The organism is Streptomyces sp. HUAS MS02 (genome assembly GCF_055702265.1).
Window position 1 is genome coordinate 844,571 of sequence record NZ_CM146747.1, and the last position, 12,675, is coordinate 857,245.

At 71.4% G+C, this 12,675-nt stretch carries 10 protein-coding genes; 3 read left to right on the forward strand and 7 right to left on the reverse strand.

Annotated features, from left to right (window positions below):
* Nucleotides 1–157 precede the first annotated feature (157 nt).
* Both ACZ9QC_RS03770 and ACZ9QC_RS03775 read right to left on the reverse strand, forming a co-directional pair.
* A complete protein-coding gene (locus tag ACZ9QC_RS03770) occupies nucleotides 158–667 on the reverse strand; it encodes a MarR family winged helix-turn-helix transcriptional regulator (protein WP_472918808.1) in 510 nt (169 codons plus the stop codon).
* A gap of 163 nt (nucleotides 668–830) precedes the next feature.
* Nucleotides 831–1,634, reverse strand: coding sequence for an EamA family transporter (locus ACZ9QC_RS03775; protein ID WP_472921589.1), 804 nt, complete (start codon nucleotides 1,632–1,634; stop codon nucleotides 831–833).
* 222 nt (nucleotides 1,635–1,856) lie between these two features.
* Between ACZ9QC_RS03775 and ACZ9QC_RS03780 the strand changes: the two genes are divergently transcribed.
* Nucleotides 1,857–2,750 (forward strand): LysR family transcriptional regulator, encoded by an 894-nt coding sequence (locus ACZ9QC_RS03780; protein WP_472918809.1) that lies wholly within the window; start codon nucleotides 1,857–1,859, stop codon nucleotides 2,748–2,750.
* Here ACZ9QC_RS03780 and ACZ9QC_RS03785 read toward each other — a convergent pair.
* From ACZ9QC_RS03785 to ACZ9QC_RS03795, 3 genes are all read right to left on the reverse strand, one after another.
* Nucleotides 2,735–4,516 carry a hypothetical protein gene (locus ACZ9QC_RS03785; RefSeq protein WP_472918810.1) on the reverse strand — a complete coding sequence of 594 codons (1,782 nt, stop codon included), beginning with the start codon at nucleotides 4,514–4,516 and terminating at the stop codon, nucleotides 2,735–2,737. The genes ACZ9QC_RS03780 and ACZ9QC_RS03785 overlap by 16 nt on opposite strands.
* Nucleotides 4,517–4,533: 17 nt before the next feature.
* Nucleotides 4,534–6,366 carry a flavin-containing monooxygenase gene (locus tag ACZ9QC_RS03790; RefSeq protein ID WP_472918811.1) on the reverse strand — a complete coding sequence of 611 codons (1,833 nt, stop codon included), beginning with the start codon at nucleotides 6,364–6,366 and terminating at the stop codon, nucleotides 4,534–4,536.
* A 121-nt stretch (nucleotides 6,367–6,487) separates the two neighbouring features.
* A complete protein-coding gene (locus ACZ9QC_RS03795) occupies nucleotides 6,488–7,276 on the reverse strand; it encodes an SDR family oxidoreductase (RefSeq protein WP_472918812.1) in 789 nt (262 codons plus the stop codon).
* A 157-nt stretch (nucleotides 7,277–7,433) separates the two neighbouring features.
* Here ACZ9QC_RS03795 and ACZ9QC_RS03800 point away from each other — a divergent pair, with 157 nt between their 5' ends.
* Together ACZ9QC_RS03800 and ACZ9QC_RS03805 are read left to right on the forward strand one after the other, a co-directional pair.
* A complete protein-coding gene (locus ACZ9QC_RS03800; RefSeq protein ID WP_472918813.1) occupies nucleotides 7,434–8,201 on the forward strand; it encodes an SDR family NAD(P)-dependent oxidoreductase in 768 nt (255 codons plus the stop codon).
* A gap of 589 nt (nucleotides 8,202–8,790) precedes the next feature.
* The gene (locus ACZ9QC_RS03805; protein ID WP_472921590.1) at nucleotides 8,791–10,260 is read left to right on the forward strand and encodes a DUF1996 domain-containing protein; all 1,470 of its coding nucleotides are present in this window, start codon (nucleotides 8,791–8,793) and stop codon (nucleotides 10,258–10,260) included.
* 168 nt (nucleotides 10,261–10,428) lie between these two features.
* Here the strand turns inward: ACZ9QC_RS03805 and ACZ9QC_RS03810 are convergent, their stop codons facing one another.
* Nucleotides 10,429–11,892 carry a sensor histidine kinase gene (locus ACZ9QC_RS03810; protein ID WP_472918814.1) on the reverse strand — a complete coding sequence of 488 codons (1,464 nt, stop codon included), beginning with the start codon at nucleotides 11,890–11,892 and terminating at the stop codon, nucleotides 10,429–10,431.
* Nucleotides 11,889–12,578 carry a response regulator transcription factor gene (locus ACZ9QC_RS03815; RefSeq protein WP_472918815.1) on the reverse strand — a complete coding sequence of 230 codons (690 nt, stop codon included), beginning with the start codon at nucleotides 12,576–12,578 and terminating at the stop codon, nucleotides 11,889–11,891. Before ACZ9QC_RS03815 ends, ACZ9QC_RS03810 begins: the two co-directional genes overlap by 4 nt.
* Nucleotides 12,579–12,675: the final 97 nt, after the last annotated feature.

Consider the following 12,675-nt stretch of genomic DNA (forward strand, 5'->3'; position numbering starts at 1 on the left):
CGGTGGGGCTTCTCGCGCAGTTCCCCGCGCCCCTGAAGGCAACGGCCCCTGCGGGCCTTGAGAAGCACGGGGCGCACCCCCTGCTCTTCAGGGGCGCGGGGAACTGCGCGAGAAGCCCCCACGCACCCGCACGCGACCACGCCACGCACCCCGCGCCTCACTCGATCCGCGCCGCCTCCACGTCCACCAGGTCGTTCGCGTGGGCGAGGAAATCGTCGACCATCCGGTGGAAGAGGCCCGCGAGCTGCCGCAGTTCCTCCGGGGACCACTCGGACAGCGCCATCTGCATGCCGCGGACGCCGGCCTCGCGGATGCGGCCTATGGCGTCCTGGCCGGCCGCCGTCAGCTCGATGCGCTGGGCCCGGCGGTCGTCCGGGTCCGGGACGCGGGTGACGTAGCCGGACCTCTGGAGCTGCTGGACCTGGCGGGTGACGTGGGAGGCCTCGACGCCGAGGCGGTTGGCCAACTCCCCCGGGCGCAGCGGCTCGGAGTCGGCGATCTGCCGCAGCAGGGCCACGGCGGCACGGTCCAGCGGCACCCCGGCCAGGCTCATCAGGCGTTCGTGGGCCCGCGCCCGGGTGCTGAGGTAGGTGATGCGGGTGAGTGCTCGCTCGATCTCGATCACTTCCGCCGAGGCGGGGTCGGAGGGCGGCGGTGATGGGGACATGGGCACCACTTTACCATCTTGTTGCCTGACTCAAGTAAGTTCATCGCCCGGGTCCCCACCGCGTACGGCCCGGCCGGTTGCCGTGCTGCACCTCGGCGGCACGGCAACCGGCCCACCGGCGAGGAGCTCACCGGCACGTTCAGCGGCTCGCCCAGCGGCTCGCTCAGCGGCGCGGTACGAGCATGCTGAGGGCGTTCGCCGCGACGACCGCGCCGATCGCCGCCCACTCGACCCCGCCCAGGTGCTGACCGAGCATGATCCAGCCCGCGAGCGCGGCCAGGACGGGGTTGACGCTCATGAAGAGCCCGAACACCTGGGCGGGTACGCGGCGCAGGGTGAAGACGTCCGCGAGGTACGGCACGGCCGAGGCGAGCACCCCGGCGGCGATCGCGTAGCCGACGGCCCCCGCGGTGGGCGGGTTCCGGACGACCACGACGACGCCGACCGGGAGGAAGGCCAGGGCGGAGAGGGCCGCGGCGGCCGCGGAGCCCTGCGCGCCGGGGATACGGCGGCCGACGGTGCGGTTGAGGAGGATGTACGACGCCCAGCAGACGGCGGCCAGGAGACCGAGGCCCATGCCGAGGTAGTCGGCGGAGGGCTGCGGTCGCATCAGGGTGACCACGCCGAGGCCGGCGATCAGCGCACAGCACGCGTCCACCCGGCGGCGCGAGCCGGCCAGGGCGATGGCGAGCGGGCCGAGGAACTCCAGGGTCACCGCGAGGCCCAGGCCGATGCGGTCGATGGCCGTGTACAGCGACAGGTTCATCGTCCCGAAGACCAGGGCCAGCAGCACCACCGGCCACCACTGCCGTGCGGTGAAGGACCGCAGTCGGGGCCGGCCGACGGCCACCAGGACGATCGCGGCGACGTACTGCCGGATGGCGACGACCCCGGCGGGCCCGAGCACCGGGAAGGCCAGCGACCCGAGCGCGGCCCCGACCTGGTTGGAGACGCCGCAGCCGGCCATGGTGAGGACACCGGCCAGCCGCGAGCCACCCGAGGCGGGGAGAGGAGCGGGCGCGGGATCCAGGGCGGGGGCGCCGGACACGGGGAGCGGGCCGGAGGGGGCGGGCGCGGAGCCGGCGGCGGAGGGTGCGGCGGTGTCCATGACCCGATCGTGCGCCGGGACCCCCCTTGCGCAAAATGCATCCGCGCCGCGATCTATACGCTGGAGTCATGGATGACATGGATGACCATGGATGACCTCGGTGATGCGGCGTCCGCCGTCGGGAAGGTGGAGTTGCGGCAGCTGCGCTGCCTCGTGGCGATCGTCGACGAGGGCACCTTCACCGACGCCGCCATCGCGCTCGACGTCAGCCAGGCGGCGGTCTCCCGCACCCTGGCCTCGCTCGAACGGTCCCTGGGCGTACGGCTGTTGCGGCGAACCTCACGCGAGGTGACGCCCACGCCGACCGGACTGCGGGTGGTGTCGCACGCGCGGCGGGTCCTCGGCGAGGTGGCCGACCTGGTGCGGGAGGCGACGTCGGGGCAGGTACGGCTGCGGATCGGGTACGCCTGGTCGGCGCTGGGCCGGCACACGCTGACGTTCCAGCGCCGCTGGGGCGCCGCCCACCCGGCGACGGACCTGCAGTTCGTGCGGGCCAACTCCCCCACGGCCGGGCTGGCGGAGGGCTCCTGCGACCTCGCGGTGGTCCGGCGGGCGGTGGACGACCGCCGCTTCGACTCGGCGATCGTGGGACTGGAGCGGCGGCTGTGCGCGATGGCGAGCGACGATCCGCTGGCCCGCCGCCGCTCGGTACGGCTCGCCGATCTGAGCGGACACACCCTGCTGGTCGACCGACGCACCGGCACGACCACCACCGACCTGTGGCCGCCCGGTTCCCGGCCCGCGACCGAACAGACGCACGACGTCGACGAATGGCTGACCACGATCGCTACGGGCCGCGCCGTCGGGGTGACCGCCGAGTCCACCGCCAACCAGTACCGGCGGCCGGGCGTCGTCTACCGGCCGGTGCGTGACGCCGAGCCGATCGCCGTCCGGCTGCTCTGGTGGCGGGACGACCCGCATCCCGCCACCCCGGCCGCCATCGAACTGCTCACCGCGCTCTACCGCACCGGGTGAGCCCCGGCCTCCGCCGCCCTCGGCGTCAGCCGCAGCACGGTGCCCTCACCGTTGGCGGACAGCAGGAGAGTCCCGTCCGGGGCGGCCGCGAGGCCCGCGAAACGCCGGGCCATCCCGGGCATGACGTCCGCGAACAGCGCCGGTTCGGTGGGTGGGAAGACCCCCGGGGGCGGCCCCACCGGCAGGTCCTCCGCGTCCGTCCGCCGCTCCCCGGTGGTGAGGGAGACCGCGCTCAGTCTGCGGGACCCCGTCTCCACCACGAAGAGGTCGTCGCCGAGGATCGCGAGGCCCTGGGGCGCGTCCAGCCCGTCCGCGACGACACTCGTCCTGCCGCTCGCCTCGACGCGGAGGACGAGCCCGAGCCGCTCCTCGCTGACGTGGAGGCGGCCTTCCGCGTCGAAGGCCACGTCCGTGGGCCGGTCCAGCCCCTCGGCGAGCACGGTCACGGTGTCCTCGCCGTCGCCCTGGCCGTCGCTGTCGCCATCCCCCTGACCGTCGTTGTCGCCGTCGCGCCGGCCGTCGCCGTCGCCGTGGCCATCGCCGTGGCCGATGGCCACGACCCGGCCCGCTCCCGTCTCGGCGACCACGAGCGCGCCGTCCGGTCCGACGGCGATGCCGATCGGCCGCTTCAACCCCCGTGCCCGCAGCCGGACTTCACCGCTCACGGGGTCGCAGGTCTGCACGTCGCCGAACTGCGAGGTGTGGTGCAGCAGGCCGCCGTCGGCGGTGATGCCGTGGACGAAGTGCAGCAGCCGGTGCGTCGTCACTCCGCCTGGCCCGGCCGTCGGTCGGGCGCCGACCGGCTCGCCCTCGTCGGTCGCCGCCGGGCTCGCCAGCCGGTAGTGGTCGGCGGCGTAGACCGTGCCGCCGAGGTCGACGGTCACGCCGTAGGGGCCGTCGAGACCGCGGCGCACGATCTCGCGGGTGCGGCCGTCGGGGTGCATCTCCGTGACGCCGCCGCTGGCGTAGCTGGAGACGAACATACGGTTCTCGGCGTCGAACGCCGCGTTGTCCAGGCCCTTCAGCCCGCTGGTGACGAGCGTGCGGGCGCCGGAACCGTGCAGGTCGACGCGGGTGACGATGCCCTCGACACCCCGGGAGAGGACGTGCAGGACACCGCCCCGGTCGAAGCGGACCGCGACCGGCTCGTGCACGTCCTCGGCAACCACCTCGGGCGTCCCCCCGTCCGGCGGGATCCGCCAGACCTGACCGGTGATCATGTGGGGGTAGTAGAGGTACCCGTCCGGGCCGAGCTGCATCGCGTTGCCGAGGGCCAGGCCCTCCGTGAGCACGACAGGGTCTCCGCCGTCCGGGAACAGCTCCAGCAGCCGGCCGTTGGGCTTCATCTCGTTGACGAAGAGCCGGTCGCCGACACACGTGATGCCGTTGGGGTTCGTGATGTCGTCGGAGACGAGGTGGTACTCCCCCGCCGGGTTCCGCCGCCACACCAGGCCCGGTACCAGGTCGGCGATGTACATCGAGCCGTCGGCGCCGAAGGCGAGATCGTCGGGCGACTGCACGGGACCGTCCATCGGGACGACGACGTCCACGTCCCCCGTCGCCAGGTCGACGGCGCTGATCTGTCCCGCGAGGAACTGCGCGACGTACAGGCGCCCGTCGGGGCCGAAGGCGACGCCGTTGGAACCCCACAGCGGATTGGCCGGGTTGAGCCGCCGTGTCTCCCAACGGGCGCTGGTGGTACGGAGTTCGCCGCTCGCGTCGTACCGGTTGGGCAGCCCGCCCCGGTCCTCTCCCAGGCTGGTCATGTCTCCTCCCGCCCGTGTCACTCGGCGCCCACCAGCACGTCGTCGAAGCCGCCGTCCGCGCGCCACCGCCGGAGCAGTTCGTGGAAGGCGACCGGGCCGTCGCCGTAGGACTCGCTGCGCTCCCTGGGCCGGCCCTCGTTGTTGTAGTAGCCGGGGGTGCACTCCGCCTGGAACCTGTACAGGTCGGCGGCCTTCTCGCGGATGGTGGCGACCCAGGCGTCCTGGGCCTCGGCGCTCGGCTCCACGTACCGGGCGCGGCGCCTGCGGGCCTCGGCGACGACCTCGCCCACGTGGATCGACTGCTGGTCGAGGATGTGGACGTAGTTGACGGCACTGGCGTTCTGCATCGGGCCGAGCTGGAAGAGGTTGGGGAAGCCATGGCTGTAGAAGCCGTGGAGGGTCTTCGGGCCGGCCGTCATCCAGGTCTCCAGCAGGCCGACGCCGTCCCGGCCGTACGCGGGGAGGCGGCCGGAGAGCAGACCCGAGACACCGACCTCGAAGCCGGTGGCGAAGATGACGCAGTCCACCTCGTACTCGACCCCGCCGACCACCACGGCCTTCTCGGTGATGCGCTCGACGCCGTGCGTGTCGGCCGTGTCGACGAGGGTGACGTTGGGCCGGTTGAAGGTCTGTAGGTAGTGGTCGCTGAAGGTGGGCCGCTTGCACATGTAGCGGTACCAGGGTTTCAGCTTCTCGGCGGTCTCCGGGTCCTCGATGATCGCCGCCACGCGGTCGCGCAGCTCGTTCATCTTCTGGAAGTCGGCGATCTCGTAGGCCCGTTCTCGCTCCTCCGGCGGGACGTCGTCGTACGCGTCGGTCGGGATCAGCTTCTCCTGGAGGCGGGCACTGCTGGTCCACGCGTCGTTCACCAGGTCCGTCTCGGCCCGGACGCCGGTGACGGTCTTCAGGAAGTTGTCCATCTGCGCGGCCTGCCAGCCGGGGGTCAGCGTCCTCGCCCACTCCGGGTCGGTGGGCCCGTTGCCGCGTACGTCGACCGTGGAGGGGGTGCGCTGGAAGACGTAGAGGTGGGCCGCGTCGGCCCCCAGGTGGGGGACGACCTGGATGGCGGTGGCGCCGGTGCCGATGACTGCCACGCGCTTGTCGGCGAGGCCGGTGAGACCGCCGTTCGCGTCGCCGCCGGTGTAGTCGTAGTCCCAGCGGCTGGTGTGGAAGGTGTGGCCCTCGAAGGTCTCGATGCCGGGGATGCCGGGGAGCTTGGGCTGGCTGAGCGTGCCGCTGGAGACGACCACGTACCGGGCGCGCATGCGGTCGCCCCGGTCGGTGGAGACGATCCACTCCAACTCGGTCTCGTCCCAACGCAGTTCGGTGGCGACCGTCTGGAAGGCGGCGTCCCGGTAGAGGTCGAAGTGACGGCCGATCGCCCGGGAGTGCTGCCGGATCTCCTCGCCCGGGGCGTACTTCCACCGCGGGACGTAGCCCAACTCCTCCAGCAGCGGCAGATAGATGTACGACTCGATGTCGCAGTGGATGCCGGGGTAGCGGTTCCAGTACCAGGTGCCCCCGAAGTCGCTCCCCTTCTCGATCACCCGGATCGACTCGACGCCCGCCTGGCGCAGCCGGGCCCCGGCGAGCAGCCCGCCGAAGCCGCCGCCGACGACGACCGCCTCGACCCGGTCGGTCAGCGGCTCGCGGGTGAACTCCCCGTCGGCGTAAGGGTCGTCGTCGTAGTGCCTGAACTCGCCGGCGATCCGCTGGTACTGCCGGCCGCCGTCCGGACGGATCCGGCGTTCGCGTTCGGCGCGGTAGCGGGCGCGGAGGGCGTCCGGGTCGAAGCCGAGCTCCTCGGGGTCGAGGGACGGGGGGCCGGACGGAGTGTGGGGGGTGGACATCGGTGTCCTCTCTGCGGTCCGTGGACGTGTGTGATGGTGCGGTCGTGCCGCACGCTGTCGTCGTGAAGCCTGTGGCGCGGGCGCTGTCGTGACGTGGGTGGTGGCATGCCCAGCCGTGGTGTCAGGCCGGCCGGTGGTGCCGTAGCCAGGCGGCCTGGCCGCCGTCGACGAGCAGGTCCGTGCCGGTGATGTAACGCGCTTCGGGGCCGATGAGGAAGGCCACGGCGCCGGCTGTCTCCGCCGGGTTGCCGGTGCGGCCCGCGCCGCTCGCCTCCACCATGGACAGCATGTGCGCGCCGCTCGGGCACTCGGCCTCCGCCTTCGCCCTCGCCATGGCGGTGGCGACGACCCCCGGGCTGACGCTGTTGATCCGGGCGCCGCGTCGGCTCCAGGCGAGCGCGGCGGCGACGCGTACCTGGTTGGCACGCTTGGACACGACGTACGCCCGCGTCGCGCTGTCCCCGACGGCCTTCACCGCTGCCAGGCCGAGGAGTTGTTCCGCCGGGGCCGTGGCGAGGGCGGCCTCGTCCTCGCGGCCGAGGGCGGCGACATGGCCGGCCATGCTGGAGACGCAGACCATGGCCGCCCTAGGCCCGGCCACGCCCTCGAAGGCATCGATGACGTGCGCGGTGCCCAGCAGGTTGACCTTCAGGATCGTCTCGGCGCAGGCCTGGGCGGCGGAGACCCCGGCGGTGTGCACGACGGCGGCCACCCGGCCCGCGGCGGCCTCGAGCCGGGCGACGGCCGTCGCGCCCGAATCCGCTGCGTGGATTCTGTATCCCGCCAACTCCATTGTGGTGACGAGGAGTTCGGCGACGTCCGGGTCGTGAGCGACGATCAGGACGTGCCGGCCCGCGCCCCTGGGGAGCGACGGTTTCTCACTGGCACTGCCGTACATGGTCAAGGCCATTCCGGTCGGGCTCTTTCCTCACGGGCGGGCGGGGTGTCGTGGACAGCAGCCTACCGCTCTCGTTGCTTGACTCAAGTAAGTCCCATGTGCTTGCCTCACTCAAGCAAAGTGACCGAAGCAGCCGGGCGATCGGCTCACCCCACGAAAGAGGGATTCCATGAGCAGTAACGGTCTCGACGGCCGCGGTGTCGTCGTCACGGGCGCCGGTTCCGGCATCGGGCGCGCTGCGGCCCTGAAGTTCGCCGCGGCGGGTGCGAAAGTGCTGGTCGCCGACATCGCCGAGAAGGCCGCCGAGGAGACCGTCGAGGCGATCACTGCGGCCGGCGGCACCGCCGTCGCGGTCGTCGGCGATCTCAGCGACCAGGCGGTCGTGGACCGGGTCGTCGCACGTGCCGTGGAGACCTTCGGCGAGCTGGACGTCCTGGTGAACAACGCCGGGATCATGGACCGGATGTCCGCCCTCGCCGATGTCGACGACAGCGAGTGGGAACGGGTCATCCGGGTCAACCTGACCGCGCCCTTCCTGCTCACCCGAGCCGCCCTGCCGCACATGCTGAAGGCGGGGCGCGGCGCGATCGTCTTCACCGCGTCCGAGGCGGGCCTGCGCGGCAGCGCGGCCGGTGCCGCCTACACGGCGTCGAAGCACGGTGTCGTCGGCCTGGTGAAGAACCTGGCGGTGATGTACCGCAAGCAGGGCATCCGGGCCAACGCGATAGCCCCCGGCCCGACAATGACCAACATCCAGGTCGACGCCGACCAGCAGGCGCACGGTCCTGCGGTCATCGGCGGGCTCATCGGCGCCACCATCGGCCGGCTCGGCACGGCCGAGGAACAGGCCGACGCCATCGTCTTCCTCGCCTCCGACGCGGCCGCCTTCGTCAACGGCGTGGTGCTGCCCGTCGACGACGCCTGGGCCGCCGTCTGATCGACCCGGCCCGCCCCGAGGGCCCGCTCTAGGGCGTGTTTCGGAAGTCCCTTCGTCGCCCGAAGGGCGGCTCTGCGGCGTCCGGTGCGTGCTCTCGGTGTGCCGGACGAAAGGTCTCGTACTGGGCGTACTCGGCCTTTCATCCGGTGCGGCGGTGGGGGTACCTCCCGGTCGAGCGAAGCCGAGACTGGGGGAGCGTGCCGGGCGTCGCAGGGCAGAAGGGACTTCCGAAACCGCCCGCCTCATCAGCCACCGGGTGCCGCCGCCGACGTCGACCGGGCCTTCGAGCCGGCGCTGACGCCGGGGGCGGCGGAGAAGGTGGTCGTGACGTTCGACGCGTCGAGGTCGACGGTTCCAAGTGACGGCGGTCTGCCGCCGGTTGTCGCCGGACGGCAGGCCCCGGTCGTCGCTCCGCGTCCCACGAGCCGCCAACCAGGGCCGGATTGGGCACACATGAGGGGTTCACACCTGGAGGATCCTCTGAATCTGAGGATTCGCTGAGTGTTCCGTGTACCCCTTACGTAGACAAGGACGCGCATGACCCGTGCCGGATGTCCCGCCGGCTCCGGAGTTGTCCTTGAGAGGCATGATGAGACGCAACACGCGAAAGAGATCGAACACCGCCCGCCGAGCGGTGGGTGCGGCAGCCGCTGTGGCCATCGGCGCCGGCGGACTGGTGGCGGTCAACATCTACGCCTCGGCAGGCGAGACCGGCGCTTCGAAGGGCTCCGCCCAGAACCAGGTGCTCGCGGCCGGAACGTCCACCATCGACTGCCCCGACGTGGGCCAGAAGCTGACGTCGGTGCCGGCCCAGGCAAAGGCTCAGGTCGACAGGGAACTGGCCCTGCTCGACAAGCAGATCTCGGAGGCGTACCAGCGCCTTTCCACCTCGCAGCGGGCCATTCAGCAGGATCCCAACTTCGCGCAGAACGCGATCGTGAATCCGCTGAAGGACAAGCGGAAGGCGACGATCGACCGGATCGCCATCGCCATCGGCCGGGTGGCGGCCAAGCCGCAGGGCCTCGACGCCCTGGCGGCGTGCACGCTGCGCCCCACCGGCAACCAGCCCGCTCCCGCCCCGAGCGGCGGCGCCAACCAAGGCGGCAACCAGGGGGGCAACAACCCCAATGCCGGTGTGGTCGGCAACGGTCCCGTCGCCGCCGACTTCGTGGACATCACCAAGGTGAGGCCCAACGTCCGCACGCCCGCCAGATCTGCGGGGGCGTCGAAGGGCGTCTTCGTCAGCCAGTGCGGCGTGAACGCCAACAAGCTCTACAACAGCGACAACGTCATCGTCGCACCCGGTGTCACCAACGGCGCGCACCACATGCACGACTACATCGGCAACCAGGACAACGACGCCTTCTCCAGCGACCAGGACTTCGCCAAGGCGGGGACCAGCTGCCGGAACAAGGGCGACAAGTCGTCGTACTACTGGCCGGTGCTGCGGCTCCAGGACGGCACCAAGGAGTTCGACGCCGCCCTGCAGGGCGGCGGTGCCGAGGGCAACACGGGCCGGATCCTGACGGCCAAGAAGGCCACCTTGAACTTCGTGGGCAGCCCCCGCGGCAAGGTGGTGGCGATGCCCAAGTTCCTGCGCATCATCACCGGTGACGCCAAGGCGTTCGTCAACGGAAACGCCAACGCCAACGCCTCCTGGAGCTGCACCGGCTTCGAGAACAAGGTGCAGCTGAAGGACAAGTACCCGCTCTGCCCCTCGGGCAGCGACGTGGTGCGCACCTTCAAGTTCCAGAGCTGCTGGGACGGCAAGAACATCGACAGCGCCAACCACCGCACGCACGTGGCCTTCGCCGACGCGAACGGCAACTGCCAGGCCGGGTTCAAGGCCATCCCGCAGCTCGTGCAGCGACTGGTGTACGACGTGGACGCGCCCAGCGTGAAGGACAACGGCAAGACCCGTCCGTTCTACTCGCTGGACGGTTTCCCCGAGCAGCAGCACAAGCCGGTCACCGACCACGGCGACTTCATCAACGTCTTCGACCAGAAGCTGATGAACAAGGCGGTGCAGTGCATCAACACCGGACGTAAGTGCAGCTGAGTCCGGGCACTCGGGCAGGGGGGCGTCGCGCTGGCGGCGCCCCCCTTCTTGTTGCCACTTGCGTCTTGCGTCTTGCGACTTGTCGCTTGCTCTTGTCGCTTGCCTCTTGTCCCTCGCCGGGATCGGGCGACCGCACGCCGAGGCCGCTCGCCTCCTGCCCTGGCGTCGCTAGGACTCGGCCCCGGCCTCCGCCCCCGCTCCCGCCAGTGGCAGCCGGACCGTGAACGTGGTCCTGCCCGGCTTGCTGGTCAGGGTGATGGTGCCGCCGTGGGCGTGGACGAGGGAGTGTGCCACGGCGAGGCCCAGGCCGCTGCCGCCCCGGTCGCGGCTGCGGGCCTTGTCGACGCGGTAGAAGCGGTCGAACACGCGCTCCTGGTCGTCGGCCGGGATACCGGGCCCCGAATCGGTGATCCGTACCTCGGCCGTGCCGGGCTCCACGGCGACCTCCAGGGAGACCTTCGTACCGGACGGGGTGTGCGCGGCGGCGTTGGTGAGGAGGTTGTCGAGGACCTGCCGCAGGCGAAGGGGGTCCAGGCGCAGCCGGACCGGTGCGGAGCCCGTCGCCACGGTCAGCGGATGGTCGGGGTGCCCCGCCCGGAAGCCGTCCGCCGCCTGACGCGCCAGTTCCACCAGGTCGGCCTCCTCCAGCCGCAGCGGTGCCTCCACATCGGCCGCGTCGAGACGGGCCAGCATCAGCAGGTCGTCCAGGAGGACACCCATCCGGGCCGCCTCGGCGCGCAGCCGGGCCAGGTGCTTGTCGCGTTCCTCGGGGCTGTGCGCGGCGGCGTACTGGAAGAGGTCGGCGTAGCCGCGGACCGACATCAGCGGGGTGCGCAGTTCGTGGGAGGCGTCGGCGACGAAGCGGCGCAGGCGCTGTTCGGCCTCGGTGCGCACGGCGAGCGCGTCGTCGATGTGCTCCAGCATGGTGTTGAAGGCGGTGCGCAGTTCCTCGACCTCGAAGCCGCCGTCGCGGGTGTCGTGGCGCACCGGCAGCCGCGCCGAGTCCGTCAGGTCGTGCGAGGTGATGCCGCGGGCGGTGTGCGCCATGTCGCTCAGGGGTTTCAGCCCGCGCCGCAGCATGGCCCGGCCGACGACGACGAGCGCCATCAGGGCGAGGGCGAAAGTGACGACCTGGACGGTGATCAGCCGGGCGACCGTGTCCTCGATGTCGTCCATGGGCGCGGCGCTGACCAGGACCACCCCGGGCTCCACCTCGCAGGCCCGCAGCCGGTACTGGCCGTGACCTTCGAGGTGCTCGGTGCGGGTGACCTCCTTGTCCTCGGCGGTCAGCGCCTTGGCCACGAGGGTGAAGTCGTCGATGTCCTCGGGCAGGTCGCCGGGGTCCTCGGGCTTCTGGAGCACCGGGGTGCCGCCCGAGGTGTCGTACACGGCGTAGTACCAGCGGTAGTACTTCTTCCCGGCGAGGGTGCCGTAGTCCGCGATGCTCTTGGACTGGGCTATCTGAGCGATCTTGAGCTGCTCGTTGAGCTGCGCGGACAGATAGTCGCGCATGTACATGGTCAGCGCGCTGCCGACGACGGCGAACACGACGAGCGCCAGGGCGCCGAGACCGAGGGCCAGTCTGGTGCCCAGGCGCATGTCGCGATAGTTCTGCTGGAGGCGGGCGATCACTCGCCGGCCTGCCGCAGGACGTAGCCGAATCCCCGGACGGTGTGGATGAGCGGCTCGCCGGTGTCGTCGAGCTTGCGGCGCAGCCGGCTGACGACCAGCTCGACGACGTTGGAGCGGCCGCCGAAGCCGTACTCCCAGACGTGGTCGAGGATCTGCGCCTTGGTGAGGACGGTCGGGGACTTGCGCATGAGGTAGCGCAGGACCTCGTACTCGGTGGGCGTGAGGGTGAGCAGCTTGTCGCCGCGGCGGACCTCGCGGGTGTCCTCGTCCATCGTCAGGTCGGCGACCTGGAGCACCGACCGCTGGAAGGCCGGCCCGGCGCTGCGGCGCAGCACGGTGCGCAGCCGGGCCATCAGCTCCTCCACGGCGAACGGTTTGACCAGGTAGTCGTCGCCGCCCCGGGTGAGGCCGGCGACCCGGTCGGCGACACCGTCGCGGGCGGTCAGGAAGACCACGGGCACCATCGTGCCGGACCGGCGGAGCCGGTCCAGCACGCCGAAACCGTCCACACCGGGCAGCATCAGGTCCAGCACCACGATGTCGGGACGGAACTCTGCCGCCTGCCGCAGCGCCTCCTCCCCGGAGTGCGCCGTGACGGCGTCCCAGCCCTCGTAGCGGGCGACAGTGGCCACCAGGTCCGCGATCGGCGGGTCGTCGTCCACCACGAGCAGTCGTACTTTCTCCACGTGCTCATACTGCGCTACCGATCGCGTCCCGCCATAGCCGCTCACAGTCAGGGGGCAGATCGATAAATACTTGAAAGTTGTCCGACAGCAAAACGAC

Excerpts from the sequence above, each read along its gene's own strand:
- ACZ9QC_RS03770 (WP_472918808.1), bottom strand. The coding sequence starts at position 667 with ATGTCCCCATCACCGCCGCCCTCCGACCCCGCCTCGGCGGAAGTGATC.
- ACZ9QC_RS03775 (WP_472921589.1), bottom strand. The coding sequence starts at position 1,634 with ATGGCCGGCTGCGGCGTCTCCAACCAGGTCGGGGCCGCGCTCGGGTCG.
- ACZ9QC_RS03780 (WP_472918809.1), top strand. The coding sequence starts at position 1,857 with ATGACCATGGATGACCTCGGTGATGCGGCGTCCGCCGTCGGGAAGGTG.
- ACZ9QC_RS03785 (WP_472918810.1), bottom strand. The coding sequence starts at position 4,516 with ATGACCAGCCTGGGAGAGGACCGGGGCGGGCTGCCCAACCGGTACGAC.
- ACZ9QC_RS03790 (WP_472918811.1), bottom strand. The coding sequence starts at position 6,366 with ATGTCCACCCCCCACACTCCGTCCGGCCCCCCGTCCCTCGACCCCGAG.
- ACZ9QC_RS03795 (WP_472918812.1), bottom strand. The coding sequence starts at position 7,276 with ATGGCCTTGACCATGTACGGCAGTGCCAGTGAGAAACCGTCGCTCCCC.
- ACZ9QC_RS03800 (WP_472918813.1), top strand. The coding sequence starts at position 7,434 with ATGAGCAGTAACGGTCTCGACGGCCGCGGTGTCGTCGTCACGGGCGCC.
- ACZ9QC_RS03805 (WP_472921590.1), top strand. The coding sequence starts at position 8,791 with ATGAGACGCAACACGCGAAAGAGATCGAACACCGCCCGCCGAGCGGTG.